The sequence below is a fragment of the Vibrio sp. MOR3 genome, from assembly GCF_001557775.1.
Lineage (GTDB): Bacteria > Pseudomonadota > Gammaproteobacteria > Enterobacterales > Vibrionaceae > Vibrio > Vibrio jasicida.
Window position 1 is genome coordinate 535,826 of record NZ_LNRD01000001.1, and the last position, 15,839, is coordinate 551,664.

Genomic DNA, 15,839 nt, shown 5'->3' on the forward strand with positions numbered 1-15,839 from the left:
GTTGTAGAAAGGCAAACATGGTTATCAAATGAGCGGAGTTCAGAGTTGTTTAAAAATGTGAAAAAGTCAGTAACACGTACAATTGCATCTGCCATGATGTTGATTTTACTTCTTTCTGTAGCGACTACTGGCTTTGCTATTTTCACTTTAGCATCAAGTTTGAACGATGCGGAGGCAGTCAACGTTGCTGGTTCAATGCGAATGCAGAGTTATCGGTTAGCTCATGATATTCAAAGTGAATCTGTTGATTATTCTTCACACATTGATTTATTTGAAGCGTCAATCTATTCACATTCTATGAGAGCGCTTCAACATTGGACGGTGCCCGAAGACATCACAAAAGACTATTACCGGTTGATTCTGCGTTGGCACGAACTTAAATCGGTATTAAAGAGCCAAGATCGGACTCAATACTTGGTTTTAGTCGCTGGTTTTGTTCAACAAATTGATGCCTTTGTTTTTAAGCTGCAAAACTATTCTGAGCAAAAACTCATCAACCTAGCATGGATTGGCGGGCTGGGGCTTGGCGGGGTTCTGTGTGCAAGCATGTTTGTTGTGCATTTTATTCGGTTAGAAGTGGTAAGGCCGTTACGCGCTTTGGTTGCGGCAAGTGAGCAAATTAAAAACCGCTCATTTGATGTGTCGCTTAACATCTCAAGCGACAATGAGATGGGAATTTTAACCCGAACATTCAATCGGATGGCGATGGATTTGGGTAAGTTATATCGAGGGTTAGAGCAAGCGGTTGACGAAAAAACTCGCAAGTTACAACACGCAAATCAGTCGCTCCAAGTACTCTACGATTCATCTAAAGAGCTGACGGCTTCTCGTATCCATCAAGAAAATTTTCAAGCTATTTTACAACATATTGCAAGTTTGGAAGGAATTCGTGCAGTTAAGCTCGAAATTGATCAAATTGGCGAGCCAAATTGGATACTGACCGAAGGAGAAGAGTGTCGACACGGTTGTGATACCGATTGCCACAGTGAGACATTAACGTTGGATGGTGAGCACCTCGGTTACTTACATTGGAAAGCTGGTTTACCGTGCCCGAATGAAACCCTGATCGACAACTTTGTTCAAATCTTATCACGTGCGGTATATTACAACCGTGCGCAACGACAAGCCGAGCAGCTGTTATTGATGGAAGAGCGTGCAACTATTGCTCGTGAGTTACATGACTCTTTGGCTCAGGCTTTGTCTTATCTAAAAATACAAGTATCGCTGCTCAAACGCAGTGTGAAAAATATTCCAGATGAAAAAGCGATCTCTCAAACGAATCAAGTGATCGCTGAGCTCGATACTGGCTTGTCAGCTGCCTATACCCAATTACGTGAGCTTTTGACCACCTTCCGTCTTACGATTAAAGAGGGCAGTTTTGGTCAAGCGCTTCAAGAAATGGTGGCGACGTTAGACGAACAAACAGCAGCGGAAATTTCTTTGAATAATAAGCTTTCATCAACGGAATTAGACGCGCATCAACAGGTGCATCTACTACAGTTGATCAGAGAAGCGACAATAAATGCGATAAAACACGCTCAAGCTAAGAATATTAAGATCCAATGTCTTGATTCTGATGGGAAAGTCACAGTGACTGTAGCTGATGATGGTATAGGCTTTGAGCAACAAGACGAAAAATTAAATCATTACGGTATGAGCATCATGCAAGAACGTGCAGCAAGATTGCACGCAGACCTCAGTGTAGAGGCGGCAAAGAACGATGGTTGTATCGTGAGACTAGAATTCCAACATAGTAAGGAAGTAAACATTGACAGTGTGTAAAGTAATGCTGGTGGACGATCACCCACTCATGAGACGTGGTATTCATCAGTTGCTAAGTTTTGAGTCAGACTTTGAAGTTATCGCAGAGGCCAGTAGTGGTGCGGATGCGGTCGCAAAAGCTCACGAACTCGAGCTGGATTTGGTGCTTCTGGATCTGAATATGAAAGGCATGTCCGGGTTGGACACGCTTAAAGCACTTCGTGCCGATGGTTGTGAAGCTCGCATTGTAATCCTGACGGTTTCTGATAGCCCTGCGGATATTGAAGCGATTGTGCGTAGCGGAGCAGACGGATACTTACTAAAAGATACCGAGCCAGATGAATTAGTTGAGCTACTAAAACAAGCACATGAAGGTGACAAGGCCTACAGCCAAGCGGTTGCGAAATACTTGAACGAGCGTTCAGGACAAGAGGATGTGTTTGACTCGCTGACCGATCGCGAGACGCAGATCCTGCAAGAGGTAGCACGTGGCTTCCGTAATAAACAGATCGCAGATCGCCTGTTTATCTCTGAGTCGACGGTAAAAGTACACATGAAGAGTCTACTCAAAAAGCTGAAAGTACCTTCACGTACTGCAGCAACCGTGCTTTACCTAGAGCGCTTTGGTGAAATTAAGTAACTTACTCTGAGTGCTTTAGATGCAAAAACCGCCCAAATTTAGGCGGTTTTTTTATTTGTCTGGGCGAATAGAGTACAAATCGCTGTTGTATTTACCGCACTCTAAATAGTAATGATGTGCCGCTTTCTTATCTTCCGCGACCACTCTCATACTGTGTATTTTCCCCTGTTCAAAGTAACGAATTTCGTACTCTACAATCGTATCAAGTTGCTCAGCAGCAGCCATGCTACGCCTCCATAAACTATCCTGTTGTTATTGATGCAATTTATATGCCATTTAAGGAACGCCGTCTCGTTCATGTTTTGGTCGATAATTGCGCACTAACTCACTTTTTTGCGGATAGTTGTGATAAAAAAGTTAATTTCAAACTCTATATACTACGAGGGTGGCAAAAAGACTTTGCCATACTGACGAAAGTTTGCCGCAATACTAAGTGATTTAGGGTGAGTATAGAACTTAATCAATAAAAAAGGGAATATGGATCGGTGATGAAATTTAAAAGTTTATCCAATAAAGCGGTTCGATATGGATTTGTATTGATATCTATTGTGTTGTTAGCTGGATGTGCAAAAAAGTTTTTATACAGCAATATAGACTGGGTTGTGATTGAATATTTAGACGATTACGTTTCTCTTGATGGAGAGCAAGAGTCGTTGCTTGAAGAGCGTATTTTATTACTGGCCGATTGGCATAAAGAGGAAGAATTACCTTTATATATCGATCACTTAAAACAATTAGAGTCACTGAATAAAGACAACGTGACGCTAGAGTCATTGCAAGCGAACCGAGATCAAATGCGAGACCACTACCAACGTCTTGTCTCGAAAGCCGCGCCGGACCTCTTCTCGCTGAGTATGCAGTTAGACACTAAGCAAGAATCGGAGTTTGTCGACAGTGTAAAAGAGCGTTACAAAGAAAGAGATGAAAAATACGCAGGGAAAACGGAACAAGAGCTGCGAGAAATTGTCTTAGAGAATACAGAAGAGTGGATGGAAGAGTGGCTTGGTAAATTATCTAACCAGCAAAAAGTGCGCGCGAAACAACTTTCTAAAGAGGTGATTATAAATAGTCCGTTATGGCGAGATTACCGCTCATCAATAATTCAGGAGTTAGAGTACCTTTTCGAAAATAAAACCAACACTGTTGTTTACCAGCAGGTATTCATGAAGCTCTTATTCGAGCCGGAAAGTTATTATAGTGATCAATTGAGGGACAATATTGATCGTAATATCGAACTGACGGATCAATTCACTCTAGATATATCCCAATCGATGAGTGATAAACAATGGCGACATTTTCATGGCAAAATTCGTGAATGGCGTGAGCTTGCTGAAGAACTACTGAATTAATACTCGATAAAACAATCTGTTAGTGTGAGTGCTGGTAGGGCATACCAGCACTTTCTGATGAAAAACTGATTCAAAGCAAATTCTTATTGTGGCATGAGCGTAACATGGCTTGTCGAACCATGTTGGATAGGATCCTCGCACACCCATGTATCCCTTGTGCGGGCCTTCACCCAAAACAATGAGAATAATTATGAAGCATTTAGTTGAAAGATTTCTTCGCTACGTCACGTTCGATACTCAATCAAATCCCCACGAGAGCGCCTGCCCAAGTACTGGCGGCCAGTTAGTTTTTGCTCAGCATTTAAAGAAAGAGATGCAGGAACTCGGATTGAGCAACGTAACCTTAAGTGATAACGGTTACCTAATGGCAAAATTACCGTCGAATGTTGATTACGCTGTGCCTGCTATCGGTTTTATTGCTCATATGGATACCGCGCCTGATGCTTCAGGCAAAAACGTAAATCCCCAGTTTATTGAAGATTACCAAGGCGGTGATATCGCTCTTGGTCTAGGTGATGAAGTGCTTTCTCCGGTGCAGTATCCAGATCTGCATGAACTTCATGGCCACAACCTAATTACCACTGACGGCACAACGTTGCTTGGCGCTGACAACAAAGCGGGTATTGCAGAGATTCTATCTGCTGTTGCCATGTTGATCGAAAACCCAGAAATCCCACACGGTGATATTTGTATCGGCTTTACTCCCGATGAAGAGATTGGTCGCGGTGCTGATTTGTTCGATGTAGAAAAGTTTGGCGCGCAATGGGCATACACTATCGACGGTGGCCCTCAAGGAGAATTGGAATACGAAAACTTCAACGCAACCAGTGCAGACGTTATTTTCCATGGCGTAAGTGTTCATCCAGGCACTGCTAAAGGTAAACTGGTTAACGCGATGAACTTGGCTGCGAAATTCCAAGTGCAGATGCCAGAAGATCAAACGCCAGAAACGACAGAAGGCTACGAAGGTTTCTTTCATCTTAAATCTGGTGAACTTGGTGTCGCCCGCAGTGAGCTAGGTTACATCATCCGTGATTTCGATCGTGAAGGACTTGAAAGCCGTAAAGCCTTTATGCAGAAGCTAGTCGATGACATGAACGCGGGGCTGAAGCATGGCTCGGTTGATTTGAAGTTAACTGACAGCTATTACAACATGCGAGAGATGGTAGAGCCTTACCCTCACATTATCGAACTCGCTAAATTAGCGATGGAAGAGTGCGATGTAGAGCCACTTATTAAACCGATACGCGGTGGTACAGACGGTGCGCGCCTATCATTTATGGGCTTACCTTGTCCGAACATCTTTACCGGCGGTTATAACTTCCATGGCATTCATGAATTTATCTCGGTAGAAATGATGGAGAAATCAGTACAAGTCATTGTGAAAATTGCTGAACTTACCGCGAAGAAGCATAGCTAAGTGTCACGCTAGATACAAAAAGCCCAGACAGTGTCTGGGCTTTCTTATTTTTTGGCGTCTTAATCAGAATTAGCGAACATCTTTTTCTTCAATGTCGCTTATTGGTAACCAGTTTACTTCAACGCCTGCTTGGTCAAACATATCTTGGCTCACTTGAATCTTGTCACCCCATCGAGACAAAAAGTCTTCTGATTGTTCTGGACAGCTTACTCGAGCGATCCCGGTTTGGATGATCTTTGCTGCGCAGTTTGGACAAGGGAAGTGGGTTACCCAAATATCACAACCGTCTAAATCGCGTTTAGAGAACAGAATCGCATTCTCTTCTGCGTGTAGTGTTTTGAGGTATTTTAGCTCACGTTCATCTGTATCAACGCTGTCAGACACGCCATGTGGGTAGCCGTTGAAGCCTACCGAAACAATGCGGTTCTGTTTAGTGATTACCGCACCGACCTGTGTAGATGGGTCTTTACTCCAAGACGCCACTAACTCAGCCATTTGGTAAAAACGTTTCTCCCATTTAGAAATCATACTCATCCTCGGTCGAAAGCTTTGAATTAATTGCATGATAACCCATTCTGTTTAAAAAAATAGTCAAATCATGCTTCCTCTCAACGAAGTTTTCACTTTATTAACTCATATAACAATGATTGCGTAAAAAAATGGCAATGATGAAGTGAGTTACCAAGATGATTTTCATGTTAAACCACGAACATGATCGCAACATTTTTAGCGCCATTATTACTATGTTTGCGAGTCGTTTCATCAGCTTACACTTTGAAACACATTCCCTTATTTCTCTTGAAGTTTTCGGACAAAGCTCCCTGTAAGGTTAGGGTATTGTCAATTGAATCCTGTTCTATAAAGACGGTATATACATGCAAAAGAAACCACTCGTCGCATTAATGGCGGCAACAGCTATCCTCGCGGGATGCGGAGAAGCAAACAATGCCCAGAAGGGGAGCCAAGCTCCTCTTGTTGTGACTCAGGATGTCACAATTATCGACTACCAGCCGAGTAAATCTTACATCGGCCGCATTGAAGCAGTAGAAGATACGAATATTACGGCACAAGTCTCCGGCTACCTCGAAGCTCGCCATTTTGACGAAGGTCAAATGGTCGAAAAAGGGGCGCTGTTGTACTCCATAGAGCCTTCTTCTTTCGAAGCTCAAGTGGCGAGTGCTAAAGCAGCACTAGCTCAAGCGAAAGCAGCATTGAAAAAAGCGGAGCTTGATCACCAACGCGGCAAAAACTTGCTTCCTCGTGGCAGTATTTCGCAATCCGAGTTTGATGCATTAACGGCAACGTTACTTGGTGCTCGTGCTGAATTGGAAGCCGCAAATGCGCAGCTTAAACTGGCGGAAGTTAACCTTTCTTACACGCAAATCCGAGCGCCATTTAGCGGTCGCATCAGTGACAGTAAAGTAAGTACGGGTGACCTACTTTCTCCATCTTCTGGCATCCTAACGACACTGGTTAGCTTAGACCCAGTACATACTTCATTCAGCGTGAGCGAACGTGAGCGTTTAACGCTTGGAATGGATCGTATCAAAGGTGATGGGAGTGCTGAGTCGAGTGGGGTAGAGGTTCAACTTGAACTTGAAAACGGCGAGTACTTCGAGCATCTCGGTCAGTTGGACTTCTTGGGTAACCGTATCAATACTCAGACGGGTACGATTGCTATGCGTGCTTTGGTGCCAAACCCAGAACAGAAATTACTTCCTGGTCAGCATATTAAAGTGAACTTGCGTGATAAAAACGCGAAAGACGTGATCGTTGTACCACGTCGTGCGGTTCAAACTGACCTCGAAGGTGACTTCGTTATGGTGACGGCAGAAGGTAATGTTGCTGAACGTCGCAATGTGAAGCTTGGTCCACAAGTCGAGCAGGGCATCATCATTAATGAAGGTCTAGAACAGGACGATACGGTCATTACACAAGGTCTGCAACGTGTGCGTAACGGCGTAGAAGTGCGCATTCAAGCACCTGCTGAAGACAAGCAGTAGGAGGCGGAATGTTAAGTCGTTTCTTTATACAAAGACCAAAGTTTGCACTGGTAATTTCGATCATTTTGACGTTGGCAGGTGCCATCTCTTTAGCGATCCTACCCGTTGCTGAATATCCTAAAATCAGTCCGCCATCGGTGAGCGTGACGGCGTTTTACACTGGCGCGAGTGCCGAAGTGGTTGAACAGGCGATAGCCGACCCCATAGAGACCTCCGTCAATGGCGTAGAAAACATGATTTACATGTCTTCGAAAAGCGCGAATGACGGTTCGTACAGCCTAAATGTCACCTTTGATGTAGGCACAGACCCAGACATGGCTCAGGTTAACGTGCAAAACCGAGTGTCACAGATTGAGTCCAAGTTGCCTCAAGAAGTGCGTATGGTCGGTGTCACGGTGAAAAAGCGTTCTCCGGACCTGTTGATGGTTCTGAACTTCTACTCGCCAGATGGTAAGTATGATGACAAGTTCCTTATCAACTACATCAACCTGAACGTGAAAGACCAGTTAGCGCGTGTTAAAGGCATCAGTGAAGTTAACGTTATCGGTGGCGGTGAATACGCAATGCGTGTTTGGTTGGATCCAGAGAAGATGGCCAACCTCAACCTAACCACGAGCGACGTATACGCGGCGTTAGCTGAACAAAACGTTCAAGTTGCTGCAGGACGTGTTGGCGCTGCGCCTTACAATAATCCGCAAGAAGTTCAGTTTAACCTAGTGACCAAAGGTCGTTTGGAAAGCGTGAGTGAGTTCGAAGACGTGGTTCTTCGTGCCAATTCAGACGGTTCAACGGTGTACCTGAAAGACGTTGCTCGTGTTGAACTTGGTAAAAAGTTCTACGACGGTAACGGTAAGTTCCGTGGTCAAGACGCTTCTATCGTGGCGCTGTCTTTGCAATCGGATGCCAATGCACTGGAAAGTGGTAAGGCGGTCATGGACTTGCTGGATCGCCTAAGTACGAACTTCCCTGAAGGTATGGCTTACGAAACCAGTTACGATACAACCGTATTTGTTGCCGAATCGATTAAGGGTGTTGTCAAAACGCTGATTGAAGCAATCTTGCTGGTAATCGCAGTGACTTATCTGTTCTTGGGGAGTGCGCGTGCAACCTTAATTCCAGTGGTGGCCATTCCGGTGTCGCTTATTGGTACCTTTGCCATCATGCAGGCCACAGGCTTCACCATAAACACAGTAACGCTGTTTGGTTTGATTCTCGCTATCGGTATCGTTGTAGATGATGCGATTCTGGTTATCGAAAACGTGGATACCACGATGGCGAAAGACCCGAGTATTTCACCGCGTAAAGCAACCTTGATCGCAATGAAAGAGGTGACGGGTCCAATTGTTACGTCGACTTTGGTTCTATTAGCAGTATTCCTTCCAGTTGCCATGCTTCCGGGTATCACTGGCATTATGTATCGTCAGTTTGCACTGACCATCTGTATTTCAGTTGTTATTTCCTCGATTAACGCACTAACACTGTCTCCAGCGTTATGTTCGTTGGTATTGAAACAGGGTGGTGGCAACACGGCAAACTGGTTCCAAGCGTTTAACCGTGGTCTTGAGCGAGTGACTGCGCGCTATGGTCAAATTGCGGGCTTCCTAGTGAAGAAGTCGATCCTACTGATCACCTTCTTCTTTGTTGCGGTTGCTGCAGTAACCTTCTTTGCGAAAACGACGTCAACGGCGTTTGTACCCCAAGAAGATAAGGGCATCTTGCTGGTTAACGTGCAACTTCCAGATTCCGCTTCGCTTTCTCGTACTGAGGAAGTGACAAATGATCTGATGAAGATGGTGGAACAGGAACCGGGCGTGGATGGTGTTACCGTTGCGAATGGTTACTCATTCATGACAGGTGCCGCAGCATCAAACGGTGCGTCTCTGTTTATCAAACTGCATGATTGGGATACGCGAAATGGTTTAGATGGAGAGCACTCTGCCAATGCGATCGCGAACCGTATTAACGGTCGAGCTGCAATGGAGCTTCCTCAAGCTATCGTCTTTGCCATGGGACCACCTGCGGTTCCGGGTATGGGGGCGGCATCTGGTTTTGAATTCGTACTTGAAGATACGCTAGGCCGCAGCCGTACAGACCTATCAATGGTTATGGGCGAGATGATTCAGGCTGCTAACCAAGCGCCTGAAATTGCGTACACTTTCAGTACGTTCCGTGCCAACGTTCCGCATTACTACGTCGACATTGACCGTGAAAAAGCCCAACAGTTAGGCATCCCACTGTCGTCTATTTTCCAAACTCTACAAGGTAACCTTGGTTCACTTTACGTGAATGACTTTACCATGTTCGGTAAGAACTTCCGCGTAACCATGCAGGCAGACAGTGAACACCGCAGCAGCATGGAAGATTTAGAGCGTTTCCACGTTCGTTCTTCTGGTGGTGATATGGTGCCATTGAGTACGCTAGTGAGTTATGAGCAAGTGTTTGAACCGGATGTAGCATGGCGATACAACATGTACCGCAGTGCCATTATCCAAGGTCAGCCAGCTCCGGGTTACTCAAGTGGTGATGCCATTGCAGCAATGGAACGCGTTGCGGCGGAAGTTCTGCCACAAGGTTACACTTACGAATGGACGGGCATGGCCTACCAAGAGGTGCTAGCGGGTAACCAAGCGATTTATGCGTTTGCGTTGGCGTTGATCTTCATTTATTTGTTCATGGTAGCGCAATACGAAAGTTGGACGATTCCACTTGCAATTATCCTAGTGGTGCCAGTAGCGACGTTGGGGTCCTTCCTCGCATTGAACCTAACAGGCACACCTCTCAACTTGTACGCGCAGATAGGTCTCGTCCTACTCATAGCGCTCGCGGCGAAGAATGCAATCCTTATTGTAGAATTCGCCAAGCAGGAGCGTGAAGAGAAAGATGTGGATATCGATAGTGCGGCTGTTCAAGGTGGTAAACTGCGTTTCCGTGCGGTGAACATGACTTCTTGGTCGTTCATCTTGGGTATCTTCCCGCTGATCTTTGCGGCGGGTGCAGGTCACGTGAGTCAGAACTCGTTGGGTATCTCGTTGATAGGGGGGCTACTCTGCGTGCTGCTAGCAGGTACTTTCTTGATACCAGGCTTCTACGCATTGGTACAGAGAAAGCGTGAGAAAATCCATGGCGGAAGTACCAAGCTTGTTCCTCTTGATGATGAATAAACGCTGAGTTCACTCTGATAATAAAAAGCCCGATGCATGTGAGTGCCTCGGGCTTTTTGTTGACGTTGATAGTGAAAAGGCATCAGTTGCCAAGCTCTTGGCACTTGCTCCAATCTTCGACGTTTTCATATGGGCTCAAATCTTGTGATGCTAGGTCGAAGTTATTGAGCACTTTAAACATCCCTATACTCTCACTAGGATGAAGGCAGAGCGAAACTGGCGTATTCACAGAATGCTTAAGTGATTGTCGCTGTCTATACGTCGCGTGTCTTAAATTTAGCGACGGCATCGTCCATATCATGAGCTTGTGCAGAAACCGAGTTCACCTCGTGTAAACATTCTTGGGCTGACTGCATGTTATTTTCGGAAATTACATTCAGTTCGGTGATCGAATCACTGACTTGGTTCATCACAATGCCTTGCTCTTCAATAGCTGATGCAATGCGCTCCGAGTTGCCTTGAATCGCGTTCATGTCGGCAATGATTTGTTGTAAGCTTGAATCCAATTGTCCTGATGCCGATAGGGTTTGTTGCCCTTGGTCATTACATTGATCAATATCTGAAACCACCATCGACATTTGTGATTGAATGTCTGACACCACGCGAGTAATCTCCTCTGTCGATTGATGTGTGCGGCTTGCCAATGCACGAACCTCATCTGCAACGACCGCAAAACCGCGTCCTTGTTCGCCAGCACGCGCCGCTTCAATTGCCGCGTTGAGAGCAAGTAGATTAGTTTGTTCTGCAATGTCTTGGATGATGTTGACTGCACCACCAATTTTCGCAACGTGTTCGTTCAAAGAACCAATCGATTGTTGGCTATTAGACAGAATGCCCGTTAACTGGCCGACATTCGTTACTGTAGTCTCGACGACAGTACGACCTTGTTCTGCGTTGCTTGCGGCTTGATGGACGCCCTCTACAGCGACGGATGTGCTTTCTGAAATCTCTCCAATTGTCGCCACCATTTGCTGTACGGCGGTTGCCATAGAAGAGGTGTGGTCAGCTTGTGCGTGGAATTGCTCCATCACACCTTCAAGTTCGCGGTGCATATTGTCTGTGCTAGCAGATAACTGTGCGGACTTTTCTTGGGTGCCATGGATTAAGTGTTCTAGTTTATCTAATAGATCATTTAAGTGGTGACTAATGTCTACCAGTTCATCTTTGCCTTTTAGCTCAGAACGTAAACCCATATTGTTGCTTTCACTGATGTTTTTTATCGTGGCTAATAAGCTGCTGACTCGTAAGTTAATAGACCGAGATATCTGCATAATAAGGGCAAATATCACCACCAAAACCAGCACAGTGATGCTTTGCTTCACGATAGCATTCTGAGTATCGCGTTCTTGAGCCGCATTGGTCAGTGCTGAAGAGAACGTCTTAAATTGTTCTTCCACAGTATGAGAGAGGGCACGAGTCTCGCCCAATAAACCTTTATTGTAAGCAACGCCTATGGTTCGTTTCTGAGCGGAAAGCTGATGCGCACTCTCAATCAATGCTGGTACATATAAGCCTTGTAATAGGCTCTCATTAACTTCGCCTGCTTTTACGAGTTCATCGAATTGAGTCAAAGCGATCACTTGTTCGTGATTAGCGGTTATCTTGGCTTCAGACAGCGCTTGCTGAAACGGTGCAAGCAACCCACTTTGGTTATCCAATCCGAAACGTTCATAGGCCGCTACAAGTTTTTGAAAGCCAGCTTGATAAGATAATAGGTCTTGTTTGAATTGGTGGCTAGAAGGGAGGTCATAACGGCTAAGAATGCCTGCCAATTCTTGTTCGGTACTAAGGAACTTATCAACGTTTCCGTCAAACTTACCAAGGTATTTGTTGTTGCCGCGTAATAAAAAGTCCTTTTCGTTACGGCGAAGGTTGAGTAATCGGATTTCCAAATCTCCGACGAGTTTAATCGCGTGGTTGAGCTCTTGGCTTTGGTTAGCAAAGTGTGACGAGGTGGCCAACAGGGTGACGATACCCAAAATGGCGATCACTCCTAGGGAGTAGAGCTTGTGCCTGATAGTCATAAAGCTTGTCCTGAATAGTTGACTAAAGTAAGGAGCCCCAAAAGGTTCCCAATGGTTAGCTCTGACGTTTTTAGTACAGCACTCTTTGGCGTTGCTGTTTTTTTGTCGCTTGCTTGTTTTTACTATCAAGTCTGCGACGTTGCGAAGCGCGTGTTGGTTTGGTTTTAATACGCTTCTTATCCGTCCGGCTAGCAGATTGGATTAACGCTTGTAATCGGTTTAATGCGTCTTCTTTGTTCTGCTCTTGCGTCCGAAATTGTTGTGCTTTGATGATGATCACTCCCTCTTTGGTGATCCGGCTATCTGACAGCGCAAGTAACCGCTCTTTATAGAAATCCGGCAACGTGGAATGACGTACATCAAAGCGCAAATGTATCGCGGACGATACCTTATTAACGTTTTGCCCACCATTTCCTTGAGCGCGGATGGGGGATAATTGGATTTCCCAGTCTTGAATTGTGACGGAGTTCGAAATTTTGAGCATGTTTACTAAATGCCAATATGGTTTGTTGCAATGGCTGATAAATTACCACTAGAGATGTATAAATAGAAGAATTGACATGAACACGATAGATTTAAGCCCCTACAAAGGTCTGATTTTCGATATGGATGGCACATTGATTGATACCATGCCAGCGCACTTGGCCGCTTGGCAAGCAACAGCCGATCGATTTGACTTCCCATTTCATCAAGACTGGTTACACAGCTTAGGTGGAATGCCAAGCTTCAAAATTGTAGGTGAAGTGAACCGTGAGCATGGTTTGTCTCTCGATCCTGAAACTGTCTCTCGTTTCAAGATGGAAACCTTTGCAGAGATTGAACTGCATGGCGAAATCATTTCCTGCACCAATACGGTTCTTGACCAATACTTTGGCGAAAAGAAGATCGCGGTTGGGACTGGCAGTCAACGTGACAGTGCGCTGCGATTACTGACGAAAGCAGGCATCTTGAAGAAGCTAAACGCAGTCGTGACGGCTACTGACGTAGAAAATCACAAACCTTTCCCAGACACTTTTCTGATGGCAGCAAAACAGCTTGGCTTAAACGCGAAAGAGTGTGTGGTATTTGAAGATACCGAGCTTGGCAAAAAAGCCGCTCATGCCGCGGACATGGATTGCGTCATGGTGGAAGGGGATAAACTGGTATTTTACCCGAAAGCTTAATACAGCTAATCACTTTCAGATTACTTGGGTATAGCTTTATCTGATAGAAAAAACGCCGCGATAATCGCGGCGTTTTTGTTTTAATTTTTATTTTCTGTTTTCGAAATTTAACCCAGATAAATAAAAACTGTATTGTGAAGATAGTCAAAATATCAATCTGATAATAAAGTAATATACTCAGACTCTCTATAATTGTTATTTTTAATTATTACAATCCTTAAAAGGATGCATTATGAAGATCTCACAAAAGGTTTTTGTTGTTTCAGAAAATCCTGAGTGGTCTGAGTTGGTTATTTCGGGTCTTTCACACAGTTTTAAAGCTTATACATTTTTTATTGAAACTTCTGTCAATAAACTTTGGGGATTGAGTGAAAATGATCTGGTTATTTATGATCGTTCTACGCTAGGAAATCCATCTCTTCATTTAATTTCTCCAATTACACGTGGAGGGGCTTGGATACTTGTGAATGCAAATCAACAAGACTTAGAAGGTGTTAAGGGGCTGATTTCTTTGGGGTGGTGTGGCTTGCTTGAGTCAGATATGACGTTAGAACTTCTCCATAAAGCCACAAGGATGGTTACCTCTGGTCAGCTTTGGTTTAGTCGAGAGGCAATGTCTTATTCCTTGAGAAACATCGTAAGAGGGCAATCAAATACTGGCCTGTCCATGGAAGTTCTTGGTACGAAATATGAGTTGTCGGGGAAAGAGCAAAAAGTATTCTTATATTTAGTTCAAGGTTATTCTAATAAGGAGATTGCGGTTCAAATGAACGTAAGTTTAAGCACAGTTAAAACTCATGTATCACATATTTTATGTAAAACAGGGAAGCAGAGTCGTAATCAGCTTGGTGCTTTAATGATGGAGTAATTGTTGTTTTTATTGTTCTAAATCAATTTTATTTTTTTATGATACTTTCCTCATTCTTTATTTCATTATTGCTGGTCAGATGACCGATAGGAAAAAAGTTAATAAGGCGTACATTTATCTCGTCTACTTAATTCAACTTTTGGTCTAAACCGCAGGAATAAATGTAAAGGAGAACAATCATGAAACGTTTAGCAGGTTTTGCAGCAATGGCGTTACTTTTATCGGCTGGTGCCGTTGCGAACCCTTGGGTCGTTGGGTCTGACGAAGGTCGTGCAGACTTTTATGTCAAGTTCAAAGGTGAAGTGCCTAAGCGTTGTGAAATGATGACTTACGGCAATTTGGACGTCATTAATTTCGACTTGACCAAATCATCTGACACCAAAGAATTTGGCTTTAAAACATGGTGCAACTCATACGGTACTAAAGGCATTGTCCAAGTTGACCCGTTCGGTTTTACCAACAGTAATGAAGATGAAATTCCAATGGAGTACAGCTTCAATGGTGAAACTAAGCTAAAAGACAAAGGGATTGACACTACCGTTGCTCGTATCCATCAAGTTGTTGAAATTAGTAACAACCTAGATAAAACGATGACTGATGAGCACAAGCTTTCAATTACCTCTAAACCTCAAGCTGGTGCGCGTTGGGGTGAATACAGCGGCGCGATGTATGTGACTCTATTCCACATGTAGAAAGGAATGTGCTGAGGGAGGCTCTGCCCATCCCTCAGCCATTATGTTGTATGAAAACACTTCGAATATTATTTCTTATCTTGATTTACATGCCAGCCCAAGTGTTGGCTTTTGAGCTTTTTCCTATGGTGCAATTTCTTTCCGATTCAGGGAAAGAGACGACGGTATTTTTTAAGGTAACCAATACCTCTCTTGCTCCTCTGCCTATCGAAGTGACTGGTGTTAAGCGATTGGTCGAATTCAACAATGAAGAGTCGCTTCTTGAAACCGGTGACTTGATGATCTTTCCACCGCAAGTTCTTATTCAACCGGGGAAATCTCAGACCATTAAAGTGCAATATATTGGTGCACCTAAGGGTGTGGCAGAATCCTATCGCTTGATCGTGAGCCAATTGCCACTCAAAGCGAATGAAGTTGAGAAAGATGCCATACAGATGTTGTTCCGAATCGGAGCGCTTGTATTTGTGTCTCCACAAGATGCGCAAGACCATTATTCTAGCGAAATCATTGTGTCCAATGGCAAGAAGCCGAACCTGAAAATTAGCAATACAGGTTCAAGTGTTATTGAGCTAAACAAACACACTTATTCGGTTGATTGGCAAGGTCAGACTAAGCGTTGGGACTGGGAACAATTAGAACCGGTTCTGCCGATGCAATATCTCGTACCAAATCAGAAAGTTCTGGTGAACGTCGAGTCACTTCTTGTGAACTAACGACCCCCCAGTTTTCATAACGTCACTGATATACACGGAAGGTTA

At 44.3% G+C, this 15,839-nt stretch carries 14 protein-coding genes; 10 read left to right on the plus strand and 4 right to left on the minus strand.

The genetic code is table 11. The features are described 5' to 3' along the window. The first annotated feature begins 45 nt into the window (after positions 1 to 45). Together narQ and ATB76_RS02450 are read left to right on the plus strand one after the other, a co-directional pair. The gene (gene narQ, locus ATB76_RS02445; protein ID WP_061034526.1) at positions 46 to 1,782 is read left to right on the plus strand and encodes a nitrate/nitrite two-component system sensor histidine kinase NarQ; all 1,737 of its coding nucleotides are present in this window, start codon (positions 46 to 48) and stop codon (positions 1,780 to 1,782) included. Beyond that, complete coding sequence (locus tag ATB76_RS02450; RefSeq protein ID WP_227740525.1) at positions 1,769 to 2,401, plus strand: response regulator; 633 nt, start codon at positions 1,769 to 1,771, stop codon at positions 2,399 to 2,401. The genes narQ and ATB76_RS02450 overlap by 14 nt, the downstream gene beginning before the upstream one ends. Positions 2,402 to 2,452: 51 nt before the next feature. Here the strand turns inward: ATB76_RS02450 and ATB76_RS02455 are convergent, their stop codons facing one another. Continuing rightward, complete coding sequence (locus ATB76_RS02455) at positions 2,453 to 2,626, minus strand: hypothetical protein (RefSeq protein WP_038867409.1); 174 nt, start codon at positions 2,624 to 2,626, stop codon at positions 2,453 to 2,455. A 263-nt stretch (positions 2,627 to 2,889) separates the two neighbouring features. Between ATB76_RS02455 and ATB76_RS02460 the strand changes: the two genes are divergently transcribed. Both ATB76_RS02460 and pepT read left to right on the plus strand, forming a co-directional pair. Further along, complete coding sequence (locus ATB76_RS02460; RefSeq protein ID WP_038877598.1) at positions 2,890 to 3,750, plus strand: DUF6279 family lipoprotein; 861 nt, start codon at positions 2,890 to 2,892, stop codon at positions 3,748 to 3,750. A gap of 190 nt (positions 3,751 to 3,940) precedes the next feature. Next, on the plus strand, positions 3,941 to 5,170 hold the full coding sequence (gene pepT / locus ATB76_RS02465) for a peptidase T (protein WP_042603276.1): 1,230 nt from the start codon (positions 3,941 to 3,943) through the stop codon (positions 5,168 to 5,170). Between the two features lie 69 nt (positions 5,171 to 5,239). Here the strand turns inward: pepT and ATB76_RS02470 are convergent, their stop codons facing one another. Then, positions 5,240 to 5,698 carry a cytidine/deoxycytidylate deaminase family protein gene (locus ATB76_RS02470; protein ID WP_038867415.1) on the minus strand — a complete coding sequence of 153 codons (459 nt, stop codon included), beginning with the start codon at positions 5,696 to 5,698 and terminating at the stop codon, positions 5,240 to 5,242. A gap of 347 nt (positions 5,699 to 6,045) precedes the next feature. On the opposite strand from ATB76_RS02470, the gene vmeY reads away from it, so the two are divergent. Continuing rightward, the gene (gene vmeY, locus ATB76_RS02475; RefSeq protein WP_038867417.1) at positions 6,046 to 7,173 is read left to right on the plus strand and encodes a multidrug efflux RND transporter periplasmic adaptor subunit VmeY; all 1,128 of its coding nucleotides are present in this window, start codon (positions 6,046 to 6,048) and stop codon (positions 7,171 to 7,173) included. 8 nt (positions 7,174 to 7,181) lie between these two features. After that, positions 7,182 to 10,334: a multidrug efflux RND transporter permease subunit VmeZ gene (gene vmeZ, locus ATB76_RS02480; protein WP_039978065.1), complete on the plus strand. Its 3,153-nt coding sequence runs from the start codon at positions 7,182 to 7,184 to the stop codon at positions 10,332 to 10,334. A 254-nt stretch (positions 10,335 to 10,588) separates the two neighbouring features. Here vmeZ and ATB76_RS02485 read toward each other — a convergent pair whose 3' ends face one another. Further along, positions 10,589 to 12,358, minus strand: coding sequence for a methyl-accepting chemotaxis protein (locus tag ATB76_RS02485; protein ID WP_061034527.1), 1,770 nt, complete (start codon positions 12,356 to 12,358; stop codon positions 10,589 to 10,591). Positions 12,359 to 12,428: 70 nt separating this feature from the next. After that, the gene (gene arfB / locus ATB76_RS02490; protein ID WP_038867424.1) at positions 12,429 to 12,842 is read right to left on the minus strand and encodes an alternative ribosome rescue aminoacyl-tRNA hydrolase ArfB; all 414 of its coding nucleotides are present in this window, start codon (positions 12,840 to 12,842) and stop codon (positions 12,429 to 12,431) included. 76 nt (positions 12,843 to 12,918) lie between these two features. Here arfB and ATB76_RS02495 point away from each other — a divergent pair, with 76 nt between their 5' ends. The 4 genes from ATB76_RS02495 to ATB76_RS02510 all read left to right on the plus strand — a co-directional run bounded on the left by ATB76_RS02495 (position 12,919) and on the right by ATB76_RS02510 (position 15,794). Next, entirely contained in the window at positions 12,919 to 13,521 is a 603-nt protein-coding gene (locus ATB76_RS02495) for a beta-phosphoglucomutase family hydrolase (protein WP_061034528.1), read from the plus strand. Positions 13,522 to 13,753: 232 nt separating this feature from the next. After that, positions 13,754 to 14,389, plus strand: coding sequence for a response regulator transcription factor (locus ATB76_RS02500; protein ID WP_061034529.1), 636 nt, complete (start codon positions 13,754 to 13,756; stop codon positions 14,387 to 14,389). 179 nt (positions 14,390 to 14,568) lie between these two features. Continuing rightward, entirely contained in the window at positions 14,569 to 15,081 is a 513-nt protein-coding gene (locus ATB76_RS02505) for a hypothetical protein (RefSeq protein ID WP_039978069.1), read from the plus strand. 50 nt (positions 15,082 to 15,131) lie between these two features. Next, positions 15,132 to 15,794: a fimbria/pilus periplasmic chaperone gene (locus tag ATB76_RS02510; protein WP_038881816.1), complete on the plus strand. Its 663-nt coding sequence runs from the start codon at positions 15,132 to 15,134 to the stop codon at positions 15,792 to 15,794. Positions 15,795 to 15,839 lie beyond the last annotated feature (45 nt).

What these genes read in the sequence shown, in the direction of transcription:
- ATB76_RS02455 (WP_038867409.1), bottom strand. Translation starts at nt 2,626, where the DNA reads ATGGCTGCTGCTGAGCAACTTGATACGATTGTAGAGTACGAAATTCGT.
- ATB76_RS02460 (WP_038877598.1), top strand. Translation starts at nt 2,890, where the DNA reads ATGAAATTTAAAAGTTTATCCAATAAAGCGGTTCGATATGGATTTGTA.
- pepT (WP_042603276.1), top strand. Translation starts at nt 3,941, where the DNA reads ATGAAGCATTTAGTTGAAAGATTTCTTCGCTACGTCACGTTCGATACT.
- ATB76_RS02470 (WP_038867415.1), bottom strand. Translation starts at nt 5,698, where the DNA reads ATGATTTCTAAATGGGAGAAACGTTTTTACCAAATGGCTGAGTTAGTG.
- vmeY (WP_038867417.1), top strand. Translation starts at nt 6,046, where the DNA reads ATGCAAAAGAAACCACTCGTCGCATTAATGGCGGCAACAGCTATCCTC.
- vmeZ (WP_039978065.1), top strand. Translation starts at nt 7,182, where the DNA reads ATGTTAAGTCGTTTCTTTATACAAAGACCAAAGTTTGCACTGGTAATT.
- ATB76_RS02485 (WP_061034527.1), bottom strand. Translation starts at nt 12,358, where the DNA reads ATGACTATCAGGCACAAGCTCTACTCCCTAGGAGTGATCGCCATTTTG.
- arfB (WP_038867424.1), bottom strand. Translation starts at nt 12,842, where the DNA reads ATGCTCAAAATTTCGAACTCCGTCACAATTCAAGACTGGGAAATCCAA.
- ATB76_RS02495 (WP_061034528.1), top strand. Translation starts at nt 12,919, where the DNA reads ATGAACACGATAGATTTAAGCCCCTACAAAGGTCTGATTTTCGATATG.
- ATB76_RS02500 (WP_061034529.1), top strand. Translation starts at nt 13,754, where the DNA reads ATGAAGATCTCACAAAAGGTTTTTGTTGTTTCAGAAAATCCTGAGTGG.
- ATB76_RS02505 (WP_039978069.1), top strand. Translation starts at nt 14,569, where the DNA reads ATGAAACGTTTAGCAGGTTTTGCAGCAATGGCGTTACTTTTATCGGCT.
- ATB76_RS02510 (WP_038881816.1), top strand. Translation starts at nt 15,132, where the DNA reads ATGAAAACACTTCGAATATTATTTCTTATCTTGATTTACATGCCAGCC.